The following is a 21,073-nucleotide window of genomic DNA, read 5'->3' as shown; positions in this document are numbered from 1 at the left end:
GGTTTCCTTAAGACTCAGCGGCCGATCGACAGCAGGGTGTCGAAGATGGTGCCGGCGATCTGCATCACCTTGCCCGCCGCCTGGTAGGCCTGCTGGTACTTGATCAAATTGGTCGCTTCCTCGTCCAGGTTCACGCCCGCGACGTCGGAGGCGGCGCCGGTGGCCTGGGCCAGCAGGGCGTTGCTGGCCTTGGCGTTGACCTGGACTTCGCGCGCCTTGTTGCCGACCGTGCTGACCATCTGGGCATAGGAGGACTGGAAGGTCGCGCTGTTGTTGTTGAAGATGTTCTTGGTCTGGAGGTCGCCCAGCAGGCCGATGTTGCGGGTGTCGCCCGAACCGCCGGTGTTGCCCTCGATCTTGAAGCTGTCGCCGTCCGCCGGGGCGCCCGACATGGTCACGCTGACCCCGCCGAAGGTGTAGGTGGCGCCGGCGTTATAGGGCACGTTGGCGACCGGGGCCGGGTAGTTGGTGACCGTGCCGTCGCTCTGGCGCACGCTCACGGCCAGGCCGGCCGGGAAGCCGCTCAGCTGGGCCGGGGTGTCGTCGAAGGTCAGCGTGACCGGCAGCGCCGGGGCGCCGGTCAGGAAGTTGGAATCGACCTTGCCTTCGCTGATCTTGCCGGTGCCGGTATTGGTGAGCGGCATGCTGGTGGCGATCGGCGCCGCCGCCGCGATCTGCGAGACGTCGTTGGCCAGCACCTTGAAGTCGGCCGCGCCGTTGATGGTCGGGCGCACCAGGAAGTTGTCGCCCTTCTGGGCCAGGCCCGAGATGGTGAACTCGACACCGTCCACCACTGCGGTGGTGCCGGCCGGGACGTAGGGCGTGATGGCGGTCTTCTTGTTGTCCGACAGGCGCACCACGTTGTAGTTGGTGCCGTCGAATTCGACCTTGTAGTCGCTGTCGGCCAGCTTGCTCGGGTCGGTGACCTTGGCCGCCACCGCCGTGGTCGAGGTCGATGCATTGTTGATGTTCTTGCCGACGAAAGCCGGGGCCTCGGCGAAGAAGGCCTTGCCCGGCTGGCCGTTGGCGTCCAGGCCAAGCTGGTGCTGCTTGTTGAATTCCATCGCCATGCCGAGCGCGATCTTGCCCAGCGCGCTCTGGGCGCGGTCCAGGGTGGTGGTGCGGAATTCCAGCGCGCCGCCCAGTTCGCCGCCGCTGAGGGCGCCGTCGGGCAGCACCGAGACCTTGTTGCCGATCACATAGCCGACCTCGAGGCGGGTCAGGTCGGTCGGCGACTGCATCGCGGCGAGCTGGAAGGACTGCTGGCCCACCACCAGCGGCTGGCCATTGCCGATCTGGACCGTCAGGCTGGCGTTGTCGCCCGGGGTGACGGTGGCCTTCACGTACTTGTTCAGTTCCAGCACCAGCTGGTCGCGCTTGTCCAGCAGGTCGTTCGGGGCGCGCGTGCCGCCCGAGGCGAAGTTGCCGATCTGCTCGTTCAGCTGGGCGATCTGCTGGGCGTAGGTGTTGATGGCCGTGACGCTGGTTTCGATCTGGCTGTTCACGCCTTCGCGGATCTCGCCCAGGCGCGCGTCCAGGGCCTGGAAGCGCGAAGCCATGGTCTCGGCCGCCGACAGCATGGCCTGGCGCGAGGGGATCGAGGCGCGGTTGGCCGCCATGTCCTGGATGCCCTTGAAGAAGCCCTGCAGGGTCGGCGACAGGCCGGCGGTCTGGTCGGCCAGCAGGTTGTCGATCTGGGCGATGTGGGCGGCGTAGGATTCGAAGCCACTGGCCGCGGCCTGGGCGCTGCGCACCTGGCTGTTGAGGAATTCGTCGCTGTAGCGCTTGATCTGGGCGATCTGGGTGCCGGTGCCCAGGAAACCGATGCTGCCCAGGTCGAGGGCGGTGGCGGTCGCCTGCACCACCACCTGGCGGCTGTAGCCGGCCACGTTGGCGTTGCTGATGTTGTGCCCGGTCGTGGACAGGCCCGCCTGTGCCGCGTACAGGCCGCTTTTACCTATGCTGAGGAGATTACCGGCCATATCGTTCTTCTTTCCTGGTCAATAGCGTTGACGGCAGTTTTTCCGACAACTTGAGTGGACGTTTTAGCAAGATCCTCAAGCCAGCGAGTGCTTGATGATGCGGGTCAGCTTGGCGGCGTAGTGCGGGTCGGTCGCATAGCCGGCGCGCTGCAGGCCCTGGGCGAAGGCGGCGGCGTCGCCGCCACTGGCCAGCACCTTCTCGTAGCGCGGGTTCTTGGCCAGCATGTTGGCGTAGTCCTTGAAGGCCTCGGCCGGCGAATCGTAGGCGCGGAAGCGCTCGACCCGGGTCTGGGGGCGGCCGTTCACGTATTCGGTGGTGACGGACTCGGCCACCTTGCCCTTCCAGCCCGGACCGGCCTTGATGCCGAACAGGTTGTGGCTGTTGCTGCCGTCGGCGTTCTTGATCATGCGCTTGCCCCAGCCCGATTCGAGCGCGGCCTGGCCCAGCATGAACTTGGCCGGGATGCCGGTGGCGCGCTCGGCCTCGGCGGCGTGCACGTGCAGCTTTTCCTGGAAGGAGCGCACGTGGGGCGCCTGGATGCGGCCGCTGGCGGTGGTGAGGGGCAGCGGCGGCGCGCCGGCCGGCGCGGCGCCGGTCTTGATCATGGTGGCGGCGTCCATCAGGTCCGGCATCACGTTGCCGGAGGTGGTGCGGTTGCCCTCGGCGCCGATGGCCATGGCCTGCTGGCCCATGTTCTGGGCGCCCAGCTGGCGCACCAGCACGTCGGCCAGGCCCATGCCGCGCTTGGCCAGGTTCTGGCTGGTCTGCTGGTCCAGCATGCTGGTGAACATCTTGGTCTGCTGGTTGTCGAGCATGCCCTCCTGGGGCGTGGCGTCGCGCATGCTCTTCATCATCATGTTGATGAACATCGCCTCGAACTGGGTGGCCGCCTCCTTCAGCGCGCCCGGCGAGCCGGCTTTCGCACCTTGCTTGAGCTCGCCCAGCGCCTTGGTGTCGAGGGCGAACTTGGAAGAGAGGTCGGATTTCGGGGAGGCGATCATGGGCGGCCCTGTTCTTGTGTTTCTTTAGATAATCTCGAGTTCGGCGCGCAGCGAGCCGGCGGTCTTGAGCGCCTGCAGGATGGCGACCAGGTCTTGCGGGGTGGCGCCGATGGAGTTCATGGCCTTCACCACCTCGGACAGCGAAGCGCCGCCCTTGACCATCAGCACCTTGCCCGGATCCTTCTTGATGTCGACCGAATTGCTCTGGGTGACCACGGTCGCGCCGCGCGAGCCAGGGGCCGGCTGGCTGATTACCGGGTCGCTGCCAATGGTGACCGTCAGGTTGCCGTGCGAGATCGCGCAGTTGTCCAGCATCACGGCCTGGTTCATCACCACCGAGCCGGTGCGCGCGTTCAGGATCACCTTGGCCGCGGCGGCCGAGGGTTTCACGTCCATCTGTTCCAGCATGCCCAGGAAGGCGACCCGCTGGTCGCTCGAGGACGGGGTGCGCACGCGGATCACGCGCCCGTCGAGGGCGGTGGCGACGCCGGCGCCGAACTGGTCGTTGATGGCCTCGACCACCCGCGCGGCGGTCGAGAAATCGGTGTCCTTCAGCTCCAGGCGGATCTGGTTGTTCTCGCCCAGGTTCGAGGCCACGGCGCGCTCGACCGTGGCGCCGCCCGAGATGCGGCCCACCGACAGGTGGTTGACCTGGACCTGGGTGCCGCCGGCCTGGGCGCCGACGCCGCCCACCACCAGGTTGCCCTGGCCCATGGCGTAGACCTGGCCATCGGCGCCGTGCAGCGGGGTCATGAGCAGGGTGCCGCCGCGCAGGCTCTTGGCGTTGCCGATCGAGGACACGGTGATGTCGATGGTCTGGCCCGGCTGGGCGAAGGCCGGCAGCGAGGCGGTGACCATGACGGCCGCCACGTTCTTGAGCTGGAGCTGGGTGCCGGGCGGCAGGTTCACGCCCTTCTGCTGCAGCATGGCCATGATCGACTGCACGGTGAACGGGGTCTGGCTGGTCTGGTCGCCGGTGCCGTCCAGGCCGACCACCAGGCCGTAGCCGGACAGCTGGTTCTGGCGCACGCCGGAGATCGAGGCCAGGTCCTTCAGGCGCTCGGCCTGGGCCAGGGGCGCCGCGCCCAGGATGGCGGCGCAGATCAGCAGGGACAGGGAAAGCTTGCGCATGGCGACTCTCTTAGAACGGCAGCATCGACAGGAAGAAACGCGACAGCATCGAGTTGACCTCGGCGCGGTCGATCCGGCTGTTGGTGCGGTATTCGACGCGGGCGTCGGCGACCACGGTCGAGGACACGATATTGCCCGGCTGGATGGTGTCCGGGCTGACCATGCCCGAGAAGCGGATGAATTCCACGCCCTTGTTCATGGCGACCTGCTTCTCGCCGGCCACGATCAGGTTGCCGTTCGGGAGCACCTCGGTGACGGTCACGCCGATGGTGCCGCTGAAGTTGTTCGAGGCGCTCTGGTTGTCGGCATCCGAGAACTTGATGCCCGACTCGAGGTCGATGCCCGCGCCGAACTTGCTCTGGGCCACGCCCGGCACCTGGAAGCTGGCGGCGCCGTTCTTGTTGCCCGAGCTGGTGCCGGCCTTGTTGGCGGTGGTGCGCTCGCTGATGTTGATGGTCAGGAGGTCGCCGATATGGCGCGCGCGACGGTCCTCGAACATCGGACGGTAGCTGTTGGCGTTGTAGATCGCGCCCGGGGTCGGCGGCGCGGTCTCGACCAGCATCGGACGGGCGCTGGTCGGGCCCTGCACGATCGAGCTGGGGGCCGTGGCGCAACCGGCCAGGGCCAGCAGCGCAGCGAGGACAGTGAACGATTTCATAACTGGGACAGCTTCTGCAGCATCTGGTCGGAAGTGGTGATCGCCTTGCTGTTGATCTCGTAGGCGCGCTGGGTCTGGATCATGTTGACCATTTCCTCGACCACGTTGACGTTCGAGGATTCGACATAGCCCTGCATCAGGACGCCGGCGCCGTTGGTGCCCGGCACGTTCAGGTTGGCGTTGCCCGATGCGCCGGTCTCGACGTACAGGTTCTCGCCGCGCGACTCGAGGCCGGCCGGGTTGATGAACATGGCCAGCTGCAGCGAGCCGACCTGGACCGGCGCCACGGTATTGGGCAGCTTGACCGAGACGGTGCCGTCGCGGCCGACGCTGATCTGCTCGGCGTTCGGCGGGATGGTGATGGCGGGCTGGATCACGTAGCCGCTCGAGGTCACCATCTGGCCGTTCTGGTCGACCTGGAAGGCGCCGTCGCGGGTGTAGGCCTGGGTGCCGTCGGGCAGCAGGACCTGGAAGAAACCCGAGCCGTTGACCATCACGTCCTTCGAGTTGCCGGTCATCTGGGGGTTGCCCTGGGTGTGGATGCGCTCGGTGGCCACGGTGCGCACACCGGTACCGATCTGCAGGCCCGAAGGCAGGTTGGTCTGCTGGGAGGACTGGGCGCCGGGCTGGCGCACGTTCTGGTACAGCAAGTCCTCGAACACGGCGCGCGAACGCTTGAAGCCGTTCGTGCTCACGTTGGCGAGGTTGTTGGAAATGACGTCGAGGTTAGTCTGCTGCGCTTCGAGGCCGGTCTTGGCGATAAACAGCGAACGGATCATGGGTTTCTCCTATCGGGCAGACGAAGTCCGCCACGTACAGGAGAATTATGCAGGGGCAACTATCAATTCAAAGCGAGGATCTGGGTGGCTTTCGCGGCGTTATTCTCGGCGTTCTTCAAGAGGCTCATTTGGGTCTCGAACGAGCGCGCCAGCGAGATCATCTGGACCATGGCGTCGACCGCGCTGACGTTCGAGCCCTCCAGGGCGCCGCCGGTCACCTGGACCGCCGGGTCGGCCGGGGCGGCCGCGCCGCTCTTGAGGCGGAACAGGCCGTCGTCGCCGCGCACCAGGTCCGCTTCCGGCGGGTTGACCAGCTTGAGGCGGCCGAGCACGGCCGGGGCGGCCGGCTGGTCGACGTTGGAGATGGTCGAGATGGTGCCGTCCGCGCCCACGGTGACGGTGGCGTCCGGCGGAATGGTGATCGGACCGCCCTCGCCTGCGATGGTATTGCCCGAGGCGGTCTGGAGCAGGCCGTTGGGGCTCATCTGGAGCGAACCGTTGCGGGTATAGGCTTCGGTGCCGTCTGGCATCTGGACCGCCAGCCAGCCCTGGCCCTTGACCGCGACGTCGAGGTCGCGCCCGGTCACCTGCAGCGGGCCGGCCGAGAAATCGTGGCCGGCGGTCGAGTCGAGCACGAAGGCGCGGGTCGGCAGGCCCGGCCCCTGCACCGGCGCGGCGCGGAAGATGTCGAGCTGGGCCCGGAAGCCGGTGGTGCCGACATTGGCCAGGTTGTTCGAGGTCGTGGCCTGCTGCTCGAGGATGTGCTTGGCGCCGGAGGCGGCGGTATAGATCAGGCGGTCCATGGAGTGTCCTTGTGGCGTTGCGCCGGCGCGCGGCCCGGTTCAGGGCGCGCGCGTCCGGCTTGGCGGCGCATCAACGCAGGTTGACCAGCGTCTGCAGCACCGAGTCCTGGGTCTTGATGGTCTGGGCGTTGGCCTGGTAGACGCGCTGGGCCGTGATCATGTTGACCAGTTCGGCGGTCAGGTCGACGTTCGAGGCTTCCACCGCCGAGGATTGCAGCACGCCCATGCCGCCCGAGTTCGGGGTGCCGACCAGCGGCCCGCCCGAGCTCGACGATTCGGCCCAGGTGTTGTTGCCCAGCGGCTCGAGGCCGTTCGGGTTGGCAAAATTCGCCAGCACCACCTGGCCCAGCGGCTTGGTGCGGCCGTTGCTGTACTGGCCGAGGATGGTGCCGTCCGGACCGGTGCTGAAGCGCTGCAGCACGCCGGCCTTGGAACCGTCCTGCTCCAGCTTCTTCTCGCTCATCGGGCTGCCGTACTGGGTGGTGCCGGCGAAGTCGATCTCCACCGGCAGGGTCAGCTCGGCGCCGGTCGAGGGGAAGATCGGCAGGGTGACGTTGAACTTGCCGGCGGTGCCGGTGGTCGCGAGGTTGAGCGCGCCGCTGGTGTCGAACTTGAGCTGGCCGATCGCCACGGCCGGCACCCTGATGGCCTTGGCCATGGCGGCGTCGACGTCGGCCGGGGTGGCGCCCGGGACCGCGGCGGCGGCGGTGGCGGCGTTGGTGATCTCGGTCTGGTTGGCGGCGGTCGAGCCGGCGGTGCCGGCCGCGGCCAGCACCAGTGCCGAGGCGGCGGTGGTGTAGGCGTTGAGCGCGGCAGCGATGTTGGCCGGGACCGGCGGCACCGCCTTGGTCGCGGCTTCCCAGTTGGCGCGCGCGGTGTTCACCGCGTTGAAGGCGGCGCCCGTGCCCTGCGAGGCGGCGGCGACGTTCATGGCGGCCAGCTCGGTGCCGTCGTTGGCGGCGTACACGTCCCAGGTGCCGGCGCCGTTCTTGACGTAGTAGGTCGACATCACGTGCGGGTTGCCCAGCGTGTCGTAGACCGTCATCGGGGCCTGCTTGTTGTAGGTGGTCGGGTCGTTGGCGTCGAAGGGCGAATTCTTGGGCGGCTGGGTGCGCGAATCCAGGTTCAGCACGATGTCGGCGCTGGTGGTGGCCACCGGATCGAGGTCGGAGGTGTCGATCTGCAGCGGCACCGGGGCGCCGGCCGACAGCTGGCCGTTGGCGTTCAGGCCATAGCCGGTCAGCTTGGCGCCCTGGGCGTTGACGATGAAGCCCTGCTTGTCGAGCGAGAACTGGCCGTTGCGCGAATACTGCACCACGCCCGCCGCCTCGACGCGGAAGAAGCCGGCGCCGTTGATGGCGATGTCGAGCGGGTTGTTGGAGGCTTCCACGTTGCCCTGGCTGAACTGCTGGGCGATGCCGGCCACCTTGGTGCCGATGCCGGCCGAGATGCCGCCGGCGCCGTTGAGGGAGTTCGCGTAGACGTCGGCGAACAAGGTGGTCGAACCCTTGAAGCCGACCGTGCTGGCGTTGGCGATGTTGTTACCGATGACGTCCAGCGATTTTGCTGCGCCGTTCAAGCCGCTCAGGCCCTGTTGGAAAGACATGTCGTTTCTCCTGCTGTGATGGTTGGGTAAGCGGCTCGCTTACAGCACTTGTTTGATGTCGGCCATGGTCTTCATCCCGGCGATGGCCAGGTTGAGCTTGACGCCGTCCTTGGAATTGGTGGTGACGCTGGCCACGCTGTCGAAGGCGAGGCCCTTGGCGTCCTTGAGCTTCTCGCCGCCGCGGGTGGCGACCACGTTGAAGGTGTAGTGGCCGTCCGGCAGCACCTTGGGTTTGCCCTCGGCATCGACGTCCTCGGGGTTGGGAATGGCGTCCCAGGCGATCGGCAGCACGCCGGCTTCCTGCTCGCCCATGTCGATCTCGGCCACCTGCTTGCCGGTCTTGGCGTCGAACACCTCGACCACCACCTTGTCGGCCGGGCTCTCGAGCTCGACGCCGAGGATGGCCTTGCCCTTTCCGATCACCATGTCCTTGCCCTCGACCAGCACGCCGCGCTCGATCAGGGCGGTCGCCTGCAGGGCCTCGGTCGACTGGTAGCTGGCCTTCAGGGTTTCCAGCGTGGCATTGAGCTTGTTCACGCCGGTCACGGTCGAGAGCTGGGCCAGCTGGCTGGTCACCTGGGCGTTGTCGAGCGGGTTGAGCGGGTCCTGGTTCTTGAGCTGGGTGACCAGCAGGGTCATGAACTTGTCGGTGTCGGCCTGGACGCTGTCGACTTCCTGCTTCTTCGGGTTCATGGTCGCCATCAGGTCGTTGATGGGCGCGGCGGACGTATTGGTATTAACGGTGGTCATGGTTTATCCGAAAGGATCATTGGCCGATGGTGAGGGTCTTGAGCAGCATGGTCTTGGCCGCGTTCATGGTTTCGACGTTGGTCTGGTAGGAGCGCGAGGCCGACAGCATGTTGACCATTTCGTCCACCACGTTCACGTTCGGCATGGTCACGTAGCCCTTGTCGTCGGCCAGCGGGTGCTTGGGGTCGTAGACCTGCTTCATCGGCGAGGAATCCTCGACCACGTCGCGCACCCGCACGCCGGTGGCGCCGGAAGCGGTGGGCACGGCCTCGAACACGACCGCCTTGGCGCGGTAGGCTTCGCCGGTGGCGCTGGTGGCGCTGTCGGCGTTGGCGAGGTTGCTGGCGGTGGTGTTCAGGCGCTGGGCCTGGGCGCTCATCGCCGAGCCCGACACATTGAAGATATTAAAGAGCGACATGATTACTGCCCCTGGATGGCGGCCAGCAGGCCTTTGATCTGGCTGTTGATCAGCGTGATGCCGGCTTCGTAGCGCAGCGCGTTGTCGGCGAACTGGTTGCGTTCGACGTCCATGTCCACGGTATTGCCGTCGACGCTGCCCTGGACCACGCCGCGGTACTGGACCGGGGTGCCGTTCGCCAGGGTGTCGCCGGTGGCCACGCCGCGCGCCATGTGGGCGCCGGCGGTGGTCGCCAGGCCGCCCTTCTGGCCGGCCAGCGCGCCCTGCAGGGCGGCGCTGAAGTCGATGTCGCGCGCCTTGTAGTTCGGGGTATCCGCGTTGGCGATGTTCGAGGCCAGCAGTTCCTGGCGCTGGGCGCGCAGGGACAGAGCCGTTTCGTGAAATCTCAGGTAATCGTCGATTTTGCCGATCATGCCGCCTCCAGGCAGATTCTTGTTGGGACAGCATCGATCATACGGAGAGTTGGCGTAAGGCAATCCAACGAGAAAGATGGGCAAAACCCGGCTATTCAACATTTCGGCATGGAATCCAGGGGCCTAAGATGGCAGCATTCCCGGTTTCCCAGGCTCCACGTCACCATGAAACGCACCCTTGCCGCCCTGCTGGCCCTCGCCCTGCCCCTCGCCTGCGCCAAGGCGCAAGCGCAAACGCAAGCGCAGACCACGGCGCAGCGCCAAAACCTGAACGCCCTGCGCGGCGTCGCCGAGCAATACCTGCTGACCCAGAGCGCCGGCCTGCCCGGCGAGGTCACGGTCAAGGTCGGCGCCGTCGATGGCCGCATGAGCCTGCCCGCCTGCCCGGCGCCGGAAGCCTTCCAGCAACCCGGCGCGCGCCCGTGGGGAAAAACAACGGTCGGCGTGCGTTGCACCGCCCCCACGGCCTGGACCATCTATATCCAGGCCCAGGTGAGCGTGGTGGCCGACTACGTGGCCGCCGCCGTACCCCTGGCCCAGGGCCAGGCGCTCGAGGCCGGCCAGCTGGTGATGATGAAAGGCGACATCGCCGCGATGCCGAACGGCATCCTGACCGACATGGCCCAGGCCATCGGCCGCACCCCGACCGTGTCCCTGCCCGCCGGCACCGCCCTGCGCGGCGACACCCTGCGCAGCAAGCCGGTGGTCCAGCAGGGCCAGGCGGTGCGCCTGGTCTCGCGCGGCAGCAATTTCTCGGTATCGGCCGAAGCCAAGGCGATCGGCAACGCGGCCGACGGCCAGGTGGTGCAGGTGCGGACCCAGTCCGGCAGCGTCGTCAGCGGCACGGCCCGCACCGGGGGCCTGGTCGAGGTCGTTTTGTAACAAACCGTCGAATGCCCTTTTCTGCGCTAAAGTTTGCGGCATCGCTGCCGATATCCGTAGCAGATCGCGGAGTTTCCGCTCCGAACAGAGAAGGATGATGCTGTGAAAATCAACGATACCCTCAAGGGCAACCCAGGCCTTCAGCCCACGACGACGCCGGCCGGCAACGCCCGCGGCGCCGACAAGACCACGACCGCTGCGCCGACGCCGGCGCAGACCGACAGCGTGCGCCTGTCCTCGGCCGGCCAGGCGATGGCCAGCGCCGTGGGCGGCAGCAATGGCGTGTTCGACACCAAGAAAGTCGAGCGCATCAAGGCGGCCATCGCCGATGGCCAATTCCAAGTCAACTCAGAGAAAGTCGCCGACGGCCTGCTCGAGACCGTGCGCGACTTGCTGCATTCACGCAAGCGATAACCCATGACCACCAGCCCGCACCAGACTCTCTCCTCCGAACTCGCACACGTCGCCTCCCTCGTGGAGCTGATGAAACAGGAACAGCAGTTGCTGGTGGCGCTGGACGCCGATGGGCTGGCGGAACTGACGCCGAAGAAGAACGCGCTGCTGAGCGAACTGGCGGCGCTGTCGCAACAACGCCACGCCGCGCTCGCGGCGGCCGGCTGCGAAGGCTCGGAAGCGGGCATGGAGCCCTGGCTGGCCGTGGCCGGCACTCCCGAACTGCGTGCCCAGTGGGCCGAACTGCTCGACGCGGCGCGCGAAGCCAAGGAACTCAACCGCCTCAACGGCATGCTGATCAACCGCCAGCTGGCCCACAACCAGGGCGTGCTCAACGCACTGCGCACGCCGGCAGGCAGCGCCACGGGGGGCATGTATGGCGCGAGTGGGCAGACCATCGGGGCCGGGCCGTCGAAGCGGTACGTGGTGGGCTGACCTTTCCCCTGGTCCCAGCCTCGCCAAACACCAACGTCATCCCGCGACAATAAACAACGTCATCCCGCGACAATAAACAACGTCATCCCCGCGCAGGCGGGGATCCAAGTTCAGCACTGTGGTAGCGCATGCAAACTTGGATCCCCGCCTTCGCGGGGATGACGTTTTATGGCTGCGGGCCGAATGACGTTTTATGGCTGCGGGTTGTATGACGCCTTTTGACTACGGCCAGCCCCCGCTCAACTTCATCTTTTCCGAAGCAATACTTCCGCAAACTTCGCTTTTCCAGATGTTGCGTTTGCCTTATTCTTTCACAACGGAAAATCGTGCCATCTGTGGCCGAATATCTTCGACAGGAAAGACATCATGAAACGCACACTTCTCTTTATCGCCACCAACCTCGCTGTCATGCTGGTGCTGGGCATCACCGCCAGCGTGCTGGGCGTGAACAAGTACATGACGGCCAATGGCCTGAATTTCGGCATGCTGCTCGCCTTCGCCGGCCTGATGGGCTTCGGCGGCGCCTTCATCTCGCTGTGGATGTCCAAGCCCATGGCCAAGTGGACGACCGGCGCGCGCGTGATCGAACAGCCCTCCAACTCGACCGAGCAGTGGCTGCTGAACACCGTCGCCGCCCAGGCCCAGCGCGCCGGCATCCCGATGCCTGAAGTCGCGGTCTACCACGGCGAGCCGAACGCCTTCGCCACCGGCGCCAGCAAGAACTCCTCGCTGGTCGCGGTCTCGACCGGCCTGCTGGAATCCATGACCCGCGAGGAAGTCGAAGCCGTGCTGGCCCACGAGGTCGCCCACATCGCCAACGGCGACATGGTCACCCTCACCCTGATCCAGGGCGTGGTCAACACCTTCGTGATCTTCCTGGCGCGCGTGGTGGCCTGGTTCGTCGACCAGGCCCTGCGCCGCGACGAACAAGAAAACACCGGTCCCGGAATTGCCTTTACCATTACGGCAATCGTGTGCGACATCCTGTTCGGCATCCTGGCCAGCGTGATCGTGGCCTGGTTCTCGCGCCAGCGCGAATACCGCGCCGACGCCGGCGCCGCCCGCATCCTGGGCACGCCGCGCCCGATGATCGCGGCGCTCGCACGCCTCGGCGGCATCGCCGGCGGCGGCCTGCCGAAAAACATGGCCGCCTCGGGAATCGCTGGAGGCGGTATGATGTCGCTGCTCAGCAGCCATCCGTCCATGGAGGACCGGATCGCTGCCCTGCAACGCGGTTAAGCACACACCCACAAGGCCAGGATTCGGTATGCGGTACGCTCCACTGTTGTTGCCAGTCCTGTTTGCCGCGGTACTGGCCTTCTTGCTCCAGCATTTCCTGGGCTCGCTCGCATGGGCGGGCCTGCTGGCGGTCATCACCTGGCCGCTGCACCAGCGCCTGCTCCGGCGCGGCTGGCCGCCGGTGGCCAGCGCCACCGCCCTGCTCGCCCTGCTCCTGGTGAGCTTCATCGGGCCCTCGATCCTGCTGTTCAATGCGCTGACCAATGAACTGGCCGGCCTCGAGCGCCTGCTCACCAACGTCAACCTGACCGGCGTGCCGGCGCCCGGCTGGCTGCAGCGCCTGCCGCTGTTCGCCGAACCGGCCCTCAAGTGGTGGAACGACCACCTGGCGGTGCCGGGCGGGCTGCGCGCCCTGATCCAGAGCGGCCTGGGCGACTTCATGCCCGAGCTCACCGGGGCCGCGCGCATCTGGGGCTCGACCATCCTGGCCAATGCTCTCTACCTCTTCCTCACCCTGCTGACCCTGTTCGTGCTCTACCTGCACGGCCCGACCGTGGTGCACTACGTGGACAGCGCCGGCGAGCGCCTGCTGCCCCAGCACTACCGGCGCCTGCGCAGCATCCTGCCGCTGTCGGTGCGCGGCACCGCGCTCGGCCTGGGCTCGATCGCCGTCCTGGAAGGCATCGTGCTCGGCATCGCCTACGCCATCGCCGGCGCCCCCGCGCCCGCCCTGCTGGGCGTGATCACCGGCTACCTGGCCCTGATCCCGGGCGGCGCGCCGCTCTCCTTCACCATGGTGTCCTTGCTGCTGCTGGGCCAGGGCCACCCGGGTGCGGCCCTCGGCCTGTTCACCTGGGGCGCGGTCGAGCTCTTCATGGTCGACAAGTTCATCCGTCCCAAGCTGATCGGCAAGCGCGTCAACCTGCCCTTCCTCGCGGTCCTGTTCGGCCTGCTGGGCGGAGTCTCGACCATGGGCGTGATCGGCCTCTTCGTCGGCCCCTTCCTGATGGCCCTGCTGTTCGCCTGGCTGCGCGAAGACGCCGCCCCGGCCGCGATCGAGGTGGCGCCGGCCGCCGAGAAGATCGAACGCATTCGTTAGGCTTCCTCGCCTCTGCCGGACAAGTCCTACGCCGCTCCTGCCCACGCGCTGATTGGGCGCGCCCGGCGGACGGCTAAGATCGACCTGGTGAACATGCCAAGGAGATCATAATGAGCGACAGGAACAATAAGCCGGACGAGGCCGGACGCGGCGCCGACGGCCGTGACCTCGGGCTGCGCCAGAGCAGCGACCCGGCCTCGGGCTTCGTGGCCGACGACGGCGCGGGAGTATCCAGCGTGGGCCACGATACCCAGCATGCCCAGCATGCCGGCGAGAGCGGTTCGGGCATCTACACCAACTTCCAGCATGCCAATCCCGAGAGCAATGTCGGGCCGCCGGGCGAAGCCCAGACCAGCCACGGCAATGCGGGTGGGCCGATTCCTCGCGGGACGGTAGAGAAGGCCGAGGCGGGAAGCCGCCAGCAGGCCATGGGCGGCGCGGCCGCCGGCGGCAATCCGGGCACCTCGGCCGACAGCGGGCGCGGCGTGGTGCACAGCGGGTCCGACCAGCAGAACGAGAGCGAGCGCCTGGCCGACGGCGCCGAGAGTTCGGGCACGCCGGGCGACGCGCCGCGCTGAACCGAAGGGCCGGCTAGCCGGCGCGGCTGCGGCCGCTCACCGCCACCAGCTTTTCGCCGCTGGGCTGGGCGACCATCACCTGGTTGCGCCCGCCCCGCTTGGCCGCGTACAAGGCCTGGTCGGCGGCCTTCAGCAGGTCCTCGGTGTGCTGGGCGTGGACCGGCCAGGCGGCGACCCCGAAGGAGGCGCTGATGCCCGACACGTCCTGGCCGTGGTGGTGCAGCGCGATCTCGCCGATGGTACGGCGGATGGTGTCGGCGCACTCTGCCGCCGCTTCCGCGCTGCAGTCGGGCAGCAGCAGCACGATTTCCTCGCCGCCGTAGCGGCAGGCCAGGTCGCTGCCGCGGATGCGGCCGGTGATCCGGTGCGCCGCCGCCTTCAGCACCAGGTCGCCCACATCATGTCCATAGGTGTCGTTGATGCGCTTGAAGTGGTCGAGGTCGATCATCACCACCGCGCAGGCGCTGCCGGCGCGCTGGGCGCGCACCAGCTCGCGCTTGAGGGATTCATCGAAATGGCGGCGGTTGTAGAGGCCGGTCAGCGGATCCACGGTCGATTGCAGGCGCAGGGTGTCGCGCAGCATCACGTTGTTGATGCCGAGTCCGAGCTGCTCGGCCAGGGCCACGACAGCGTCGCCTTCGAGCGGCTCGGCCACGTCGCCATCGCTACGGATCACCAGCAAACCGATCACTTCGCCCTGGGAGATCATGGGCGCGCACAGGTGACGCTCGTGGGCGCCGGCATGCACGTGGCCGCAGCACAGGCCATCGCCTTCCAGGGTCTGGTGCAGTTTCCCGAGGCGCAGGCCCCAGCAGTCCCCCGGGGCCACCAGCTCCTCGCGCTCCTCGCGCTCGCCCCAGTGCGATTTCAGCTCCAGGAAATCGCGCGAGTTACGGTAGAGATAGACCTCGCCGGACGTGTCCGGCAACAGCTTGCGCAGGAACACCGGCAATACCTGGCCGAGTTCTGCCGGGGACTTCACGCTGTCGAGGGCCTGCAGCATCTGCGCCGTCGCGGCGACCCGGTCGGCCCGTTGTAAGGAGGAGGCGGCGTGGCGCGCATTGGCCTCGGCCAGCAACTGCGCCTGCTTGGTCGCCTCGGCGCGCTCGCGCAGGCTATGCGCGGCGATGAACAGGGCGGCGCCGATGACGACCAGGCAGGCCAGGCTGGCGCCGACGCCGAGGGCGCTGTTGTAGTGCATCGAGGCCGTGAGTTCGCTGCGCAGCTCGGCGCGGCGCTGGGCCAGCGTGCGCAGATGATCGTTCAAGAGCGCGCGCACTTCATCCATGATCAGCTTGCCGCGCCGGCTGGCGACGATGGCCACCGCCTGCTCGCTATCGCCGGCGCGCTTGAGGGCGATGGTCTGGTCGATCACGGCGATCCTCGCCCGGCTCAGCTCGGCAATCCTGGCAACCTCTGCCCGCTCCTCGTCCGTGGTCGCCAGCCGGGCAAGCTCGTTCAGGGCGAGCGGCAGCCCGGCGACCCCGTCGTTGTAGGGATCGAGGAAGCTCTCGTCGTCGCCCAGCAGGAAGCCGCGCTGTCCGGTTTCCGCATCCTTCAGCAGGCTCAGGACCTCGTTATAGGTCTGCTCGCGCGCCGCGACGTCCTTGAGGGCGTCCAGCGTCGCTTCCGCCTGGCGGCTGCTCACGAAAGGCAAGGTCGCCAGCCCAATCACGATCGCCAGCATCAAGGCGCCGAAGAATTTGAGGCTAGGATCGAGTTTCGCGAACATGGGCGGAGAGAATTCGAGAGAATCGGCAAGGATAGACGAGCGGGTCCGGGTTTTGGTTGCCCCAAAACAACAATACCGTGTGCTCTCCCTTTTGTCGACCCTCTCCCACCATGCTACACGGTCGGCACGGTCCCGCCGTCGATTACATGCTCGGCGCCGTGGATGGCCGCCGCACGCGGCGACAGCAGGAAGGCGACCAGCTCGGCGACTTCCTCCGGCCGGCCCGGGCGGCCGATCGGGATGCCGCCCAGCGAATCCATCAGCGCCTGGCGCGCCTCGTCCTCGCTGCCCTCTCGTCCATCGGCCATGCGCCGGATCAGGGCCTGGGCCGCCGTGGTCTCGATGAAGCCCGGCGCCACGCTATTGATGCGGATGCCGCGCGGACCGAACTCCTTGGACAGCGCCTTGCTGTAGGTCGACAGCGCGGCCTTCGCCGCCGCATAGGCGGTGGTCGATTCAGGCAGGGGCAGCACGCGCTGGATCGAGCTGATGTGGATGATGGCGCCGAAACCCTGCTCTACCATGGCGGGCAGGAAAGCGCGGTCGATCCGCACCGCCGCCATCAGGTTGGCCTGCAGGGTCTCTTCCCAGATCGCGTCGGTGAGGGCCAGCGCCCCGCCGGCCGGCGCCCGCGAGCCGCCCACGTTGTTGACGATCATGTCGATCCCGCCCACTGCGCGCCGCGCCGCATCGGCCAGCGCAGCCACGCCCTCGGCGCTCGCCATGTCGGCCTGCACATAATGTACGCCGGGAACCGGCTCGGCCGGCGCATTGCGCGCGGTAGCGACCACGGTCGCACCACGCTGCGCCAGCAGGCGTACGCTGGCTTCGCCCATGCCCTTGGTGCCGCCGGTGACCAGCACCCGGCGGCCTGCGAATTCCGCGGCGCTCATCAGCCGATCTCCAGCGACTGGATGCGCCCGCCCCGCAGGGCGAAGTCGAAATGCAGCTCGGCCGGGCTGCCGGGAAAGTTGCCGGCGACGCGTGCGCGCAGCTGCTGGTGCTCTCCCTTCGGCTCCAGCGCCAGCGGTGTCATGCTGAGCCGATAGCGCTCGCTGGTATCCCTGGCCCAGCCGGTGATGGCCGCGCGGCCCTCGTGGGTCTGGCCTTCGTCGCGCACGACGGCGTCGGGCTGGAAGCAGTCGGCGACGCGCGCCGCGTCGTGGCTATTGGCCGCCTCGACATAGGCGGCGATCGGTGCAGGCAGATGCGTCATGATGTCCTCCTCTGTTGATGAGGACAGTCTAGGCGCGCCGATTGATGGAAAAAATACGCGCACATTTCATGAGTTATGAACCTATGGTTCATAATAGGGTATGGCTTCTTTCGACCTCATCCGAATCTTCCTTGCCGTGGCCCAGCATCACAGCTTCACCCAGGCCGCCAACTCCCTCGATATCAGCCCGACCGCGGTCAGCAAAGGTATCCGCACGCTCGAAAAGCAGCACGGCGTGGCCCTGTTCCGGCGCACCACGCGCAGCGTTTCCCTGACCGATGCAGGGGCCAACCTGCTGGTCAGTCTCAAGCCGGCGATGGCCAGGATCGAGGAAGCCTTCGCCAGCCTCGGCCAGTACCGCGACCGGCCGCGCGGACGGCTGCGCCTTTCCATGCCGCGCGCGCTCGGTTTCCTCGTGGCCCGCGAACTGGGTCCACGCATGCGCGCCGCCTATCCCGACATCACGCTCGACCTGGCGCTGGACGATGGCATCGTCGACCTGGTGGCAGACGGATTCGATGCCGGCATCCGGCTCGGCCAGGCGATCGCCCAGGACATGGTGGCGATCCGCCTCAGCCGCGAGCTGGCCTGGTCGGTGGTGGCGGCGCCGGACTACCTGGCGCGCCATGGCACGCCCGTTGCGCCGCGCGACTTGCTGCGCCATGCGGCGATCCGCTATCGCTTCCATACCTCGGGCGTCCTGCCGCCCTGGCGCTTCCGCGACGACGAGGGCAGCCTCGAGCTCGAACCCGAGACCGCGATGGTGGCCAACGATACCCGCATGATCGCGGGCCTGGCGCTGCAGGGCCTGGGGATCGCCTACCTGCCCGACGTGGAGATCGGGGACGAGCTGCGCCAGGGAAAACTGGTGCGGATCCTGGAACGCTTCGTGCCGCGCAGCTCCGGGCTCTACCTCTACTTCCCGGCGCGCACCCAGGAACAGGCGACCATGCGGGCCCTGATCGAGCAGGCCCGCATGATCGCCCAGGAGGGCGTGCTGGACAGCTAGGACTCGTGCGGCGCCGTCGCTCAGGCGGCGCGCGCCGCGCGCAGCAGGGCGCCGATCGCCTGCGGTTCGACCGGGCGCGAGAAGCAGTAGCCCTGCATCTGGTCGCAGCCATGCTCCGACAGGAAGGCCAGCTGCTCCGAGGTCTCCACGCCTTCGGCGATCACGTTCAGCTTCATCGAGTGGGCCAGCGCGATCACGGCGTTGACGATGGCCGCGTCGTCCGCGTCCTGGGTCAGGTCGCTCACGAAGGAGCGGTCGATCTTCAGGCTGTGGATCGGGAAGCGCTTCAGGCTGGCCAGGCTGGAGTAGCCGGTGCCGAAGTCGTCGATCGCCAGCTGCACGCCCATCTCGGCCAGGCGCGCCATGGTCTCGGTGGCGGCGGCCGGATTCTCCATCAGCACGCTCTCGGTGATCTCGAGCGTCAGGTAGCGCGGGTCGCAGCCGGTGCGCGCCAGTAGCTGGGACACCTGCAAGGCCACGTCCTGGCCCAGGAACTGGCGCGCCGACAGGTTCACGCTCACCCGCACCGGCGGCAGGCCCTGGCGGCGCCAGGCCACCTGCTGCTCCATCGCGGTCTGCAGGACCCACTCGCCGATCGGCACGATCAGGCCGGTCTCCTCGGCCAGCGGAATGAAATCCGCCGGCGGCACCATGGCCCGGCCCTGGGGCTGCCAGCGCAGCAACGCCTCGACGCCGCTCACGGCGCCGCTGCCGATGTCCAGCACCGGCTGGTAGTGCAGCAGGAATTCCTTGCGCTGCAGGGCGCGCTGCAGGGCGCCTTCCAGGCGCAGGTGCTCGACCGCCTCCTCGCCCATCGCGGCCTGGTAGAAGCAGTAGTGGTGCCCGCCCTGCCCCTTCGACTTGTACATGGCGCTGTCGGCGTGCTTGAGCAGGGTGGCGCCGTCGGCGCCGTCGCGCGGGTACATCGCGATGCCGATCGAGCCGGTCGGGAACACTTCCTGGGTGCCCAGGTGCAGGGGCTGGAACAGGTTCTCGAGCAGCTTTTCGGCCACGATCGCCGCGTCCTCCTCGCCCGCCAGCTCTGGCAGCACGACCACGAATTCGTCGCCGCCCTGGCGCGCCACGGTGTCGGTCTCGCGCAGGCTGCCGGACAGGCGGCGCGCGATCTCGACGATCATCTGGTCGCCTGCGTCGTGTCCGAGGCTGTCGTTGACGTGCTTGAAGCGGTCCAGGTCGATGAACATCACCGCCACCTGGCTGCCGTTGCGGTGGGCGTGGGCGATGGCCTGGGACAGCCGGTCCTGCATCAGGGCGCGGTTGGGCAGGCCGGTCAGGGCGTCGTGGTTGGCCATGCGCAGCAGGGCTTCCTCGGCCTGCTTGCGGCGCGAGATGTCCTTCACCACCGAGATGAAGCGCAGCTGGCCCTGGGCGTCGCGCATCGCCGACACGCTCACCGTCACCCACACCTGCGAACCGTCGCGGCGCAGCATGCGCTTCTCGCGCTGGTAGTCGCGGATCTCGCCCGCCTTCAGGCGCTCGACCAGGGCCAGCTCGTCGGGCAGGTCCTCTTCGCAGGTCAGTTGCTGGAAAAAGCGCTGCAGCAGCTCGACCTCGGTGTAGCCGAGGATCTGCGACAGCTTGTGGTTGACCCGCAGCAGGCGGCCGTCGGCGGCCAGCAGGCCGATGCCGACCGCGGCCTGGTTGAAGGTCAGGCGGAAGAACTCTTCGCTCTCCTGCAGGCGCAGCCGCGCCTTGCGGCGGAAGGTCACGTCCTGCCCGATCAGGAGCAGCAGCTCCTCGCCCGCCTGGAGGGTGCGGCGGATGTTGAATTCGAGGTAGCGCACGCCGTCGGCGCGACCGTCCATGGTCACCAGCACGTTGTCCTGGGGCGCGCCGGAATCCAGCGCCTCGGCCACGCGCGCCGCCAGGTCGGCGCAGGGAATCAGCTGGCCGAGCGGGTACCCGGCCGCCAGCGCTTCCTCGGGCGCGTCCAGCAGCTCGGCCATCATGCGGTTCATCGAACGCACGCGCTGCGCGGCGTCGACTACCAGCAGGCCGGCCGGCATGCCGTCGATGACCTGCTCCAGGTAGTTCTGGTTCTGGACCACGCTGCGCTGGGCCGCGTGGGCATAGGTGTCGAGCGCCAGGCCCATGTCGAAGCAGACCACCTTGAGCACCGCGTCGATCGCCGCCGCGAAGCGCCGCGGCTCGCCGGCCAGCCTGGCCTGCAGCATGCCGGTCAGCTCGGACAGGTATTTGCGGTAGGCCCCGATATACCACTTCGGCTCCAGCCCGATGCGCTGGTGGACCATGCCCACGCGCAGGCGGTCGCGCACATAGTCCTCGCCGTATTCGCCCGCCGTCAGGCTGCGGAAATACGCCGACTGGGCGCCGCGCAGGCGGGCTGCGACATCCTCGCCGCCGATCAGGGCGCGCATGCCGGCGAAGCGCATCAGGTGGGCGTAGAACGCGGTCGAGAAACGCTCGCGCTCGTCCTCGAGCAGGCCGTGGACGTCGCGCAGCGCTGCCACGTCGGCGGCCGAGAATTCGAGGAAGTCCTTGCGCGCCGCGATCTCCGCGCCGTCCAGGCCGATCTCGCGCGCCATCGCGTCCACCATGGCCAGGGTCTCTCTCATGCCGGCCTCCGTGCGCGGGCGTGCGGCGTGGCGTGGTGCACGCTTGCGGGGTTGGTTTGGGAAGTCATGAACACTGCGCCGGGCCCGGCGAATGGGGCCGAAAGTTGGCTGTTTGATTATCTTCGTTGCATCATAGCAAATACCCGACAGGCAGATCGAGTAATTCTTGATCAACTGTTGTTTATTTGCCCTATTGGCGACAGGGTTATCCCTGCATCACCGAAGGGCTATTGAACTGACGCAATACCGACCTCCCGGCGCCGCAGCAGAGTCATCGAAGCGATTCCTTCC

At 67.5% G+C, this 21,073-nt stretch carries 21 protein-coding genes; 7 read left to right on the top strand and 14 right to left on the bottom strand.

The genetic code is table 11. The features are described 5' to 3' along the window. Positions 1-14: 14 nt before the first annotated feature. The 10 genes from flgK to flgB all read right to left on the bottom strand — a co-directional run bounded on the left by flgK (position 15) and on the right by flgB (position 9,542). Positions 15-1,982 (bottom strand): flagellar hook-associated protein FlgK, encoded by a 1,968-nt coding sequence (flgK, locus tag B0920_RS18910; protein ID WP_078034192.1) that lies wholly within the window; start codon positions 1,980-1,982, stop codon positions 15-17. 75 nt (positions 1,983-2,057) lie between these two features. After that, positions 2,058-2,984 carry a flagellar assembly peptidoglycan hydrolase FlgJ gene (gene flgJ, locus B0920_RS18905; RefSeq protein ID WP_078034191.1) on the bottom strand — a complete coding sequence of 309 codons (927 nt, stop codon included), beginning with the start codon at positions 2,982-2,984 and terminating at the stop codon, positions 2,058-2,060. Between the two features lie 24 nt (positions 2,985-3,008). Then, on the bottom strand, positions 3,009-4,115 hold the full coding sequence (locus B0920_RS18900; RefSeq protein WP_078034190.1) for a flagellar basal body P-ring protein FlgI: 1,107 nt from the start codon (positions 4,113-4,115) through the stop codon (positions 3,009-3,011). A 10-nt stretch (positions 4,116-4,125) separates the two neighbouring features. Further along, a complete protein-coding gene (locus B0920_RS18895) occupies positions 4,126-4,773 on the bottom strand; it encodes a flagellar basal body L-ring protein FlgH (RefSeq protein WP_078034189.1) in 648 nt (215 codons plus the stop codon). Then, the gene (gene flgG / locus B0920_RS18890; RefSeq protein WP_078034188.1) at positions 4,770-5,552 is read right to left on the bottom strand and encodes a flagellar basal-body rod protein FlgG; all 783 of its coding nucleotides are present in this window, start codon (positions 5,550-5,552) and stop codon (positions 4,770-4,772) included. Before flgG ends, B0920_RS18895 begins: the two co-directional genes overlap by 4 nt. 62 nt (positions 5,553-5,614) lie before the next feature. Continuing rightward, positions 5,615-6,355 (bottom strand): flagellar basal-body rod protein FlgF, encoded by a 741-nt coding sequence (flgF, locus tag B0920_RS18885; protein WP_078034187.1) that lies wholly within the window; start codon positions 6,353-6,355, stop codon positions 5,615-5,617. 70 nt (positions 6,356-6,425) lie between these two features. Beyond that, entirely contained in the window at positions 6,426-7,961 is a 1,536-nt protein-coding gene (locus B0920_RS18880) for a flagellar hook protein FlgE (RefSeq protein WP_078034186.1), read from the bottom strand. A gap of 39 nt (positions 7,962-8,000) precedes the next feature. Continuing rightward, positions 8,001-8,711 carry a flagellar hook assembly protein FlgD gene (locus tag B0920_RS18875; protein ID WP_078034185.1) on the bottom strand — a complete coding sequence of 237 codons (711 nt, stop codon included), beginning with the start codon at positions 8,709-8,711 and terminating at the stop codon, positions 8,001-8,003. Positions 8,712-8,727: 16 nt separating this feature from the next. After that, the gene (gene flgC, locus B0920_RS18870) at positions 8,728-9,129 is read right to left on the bottom strand and encodes a flagellar basal body rod protein FlgC (protein ID WP_078034184.1); all 402 of its coding nucleotides are present in this window, start codon (positions 9,127-9,129) and stop codon (positions 8,728-8,730) included. 2 nt (positions 9,130-9,131) lie between these two features. Continuing rightward, positions 9,132-9,542, bottom strand: a complete 411-nt coding sequence (flgB, locus tag B0920_RS18865) for a flagellar basal body rod protein FlgB (RefSeq protein ID WP_078034183.1) — start codon at positions 9,540-9,542, stop codon at positions 9,132-9,134. Positions 9,543-9,707: 165 nt separating this feature from the next. Here flgB and flgA point away from each other — a divergent pair, with 165 nt between their 5' ends. The 6 genes from flgA (at position 9,708) to B0920_RS18835 (ending at position 14,228) form a co-directional block, all read left to right on the top strand. After that, the gene (gene flgA / locus B0920_RS18860; RefSeq protein WP_078034182.1) at positions 9,708-10,424 is read left to right on the top strand and encodes a flagellar basal body P-ring formation chaperone FlgA; all 717 of its coding nucleotides are present in this window, start codon (positions 9,708-9,710) and stop codon (positions 10,422-10,424) included. A 102-nt stretch (positions 10,425-10,526) separates the two neighbouring features. Beyond that, positions 10,527-10,838 carry a flagellar biosynthesis anti-sigma factor FlgM gene (gene flgM, locus B0920_RS18855; RefSeq protein WP_078034181.1) on the top strand — a complete coding sequence of 104 codons (312 nt, stop codon included), beginning with the start codon at positions 10,527-10,529 and terminating at the stop codon, positions 10,836-10,838. A 3-nt stretch (positions 10,839-10,841) separates the two neighbouring features. Then, entirely contained in the window at positions 10,842-11,312 is a 471-nt protein-coding gene (locus B0920_RS18850) for a flagella synthesis protein FlgN (protein WP_078034180.1), read from the top strand. Between the two features lie 366 nt (positions 11,313-11,678). Continuing rightward, positions 11,679-12,551, top strand: coding sequence for a protease HtpX (htpX, locus tag B0920_RS18845; RefSeq protein ID WP_078034179.1), 873 nt, complete (start codon positions 11,679-11,681; stop codon positions 12,549-12,551). Between the two features lie 28 nt (positions 12,552-12,579). Next, positions 12,580-13,650: an AI-2E family transporter gene (locus B0920_RS18840; protein ID WP_078034178.1), complete on the top strand. Its 1,071-nt coding sequence runs from the start codon at positions 12,580-12,582 to the stop codon at positions 13,648-13,650. Positions 13,651-13,760: 110 nt separating this feature from the next. After that, the gene (locus tag B0920_RS18835) at positions 13,761-14,228 is read left to right on the top strand and encodes a hypothetical protein (RefSeq protein ID WP_078034177.1); all 468 of its coding nucleotides are present in this window, start codon (positions 13,761-13,763) and stop codon (positions 14,226-14,228) included. 13 nt (positions 14,229-14,241) lie between these two features. Here B0920_RS18835 and B0920_RS18830 read toward each other — a convergent pair whose 3' ends face one another. The 3 genes from B0920_RS18830 to B0920_RS18820 all read right to left on the bottom strand — a co-directional run bounded on the left by B0920_RS18830 (position 14,242) and on the right by B0920_RS18820 (position 17,176). Continuing rightward, the gene (locus B0920_RS18830) at positions 14,242-15,960 is read right to left on the bottom strand and encodes a diguanylate cyclase (RefSeq protein ID WP_078034176.1); all 1,719 of its coding nucleotides are present in this window, start codon (positions 15,958-15,960) and stop codon (positions 14,242-14,244) included. Between the two features lie 113 nt (positions 15,961-16,073). Further along, the gene (locus B0920_RS18825; protein WP_078034175.1) at positions 16,074-16,853 is read right to left on the bottom strand and encodes an SDR family oxidoreductase; all 780 of its coding nucleotides are present in this window, start codon (positions 16,851-16,853) and stop codon (positions 16,074-16,076) included. Continuing rightward, positions 16,853-17,176 (bottom strand): nuclear transport factor 2 family protein, encoded by a 324-nt coding sequence (locus B0920_RS18820; RefSeq protein ID WP_078034174.1) that lies wholly within the window; start codon positions 17,174-17,176, stop codon positions 16,853-16,855. Before B0920_RS18820 ends, B0920_RS18825 begins: the two co-directional genes overlap by 1 nt. A gap of 100 nt (positions 17,177-17,276) precedes the next feature. Between B0920_RS18820 and B0920_RS18815 the strand changes: the two genes are divergently transcribed. Then, a complete protein-coding gene (locus B0920_RS18815) occupies positions 17,277-18,185 on the top strand; it encodes a LysR family transcriptional regulator (protein WP_078034173.1) in 909 nt (302 codons plus the stop codon). Positions 18,186-18,205: 20 nt separating this feature from the next. On the opposite strand, the gene B0920_RS18810 is transcribed toward B0920_RS18815, so the two are convergent. Continuing rightward, positions 18,206-20,782 (bottom strand): EAL domain-containing protein, encoded by a 2,577-nt coding sequence (locus tag B0920_RS18810; RefSeq protein ID WP_078034172.1) that lies wholly within the window; start codon positions 20,780-20,782, stop codon positions 18,206-18,208. Positions 20,783-21,073 lie beyond the last annotated feature (291 nt).

The sequence above is a fragment of the Massilia sp. KIM genome (assembly GCF_002007115.1).
Classification (GTDB): domain Bacteria; phylum Pseudomonadota; class Gammaproteobacteria; order Burkholderiales; family Burkholderiaceae_D; genus Telluria.
The sequence above is the reverse complement of the archived record's forward strand: the minus strand, read 5'-3'. Positions and strand labels throughout refer to the sequence as shown.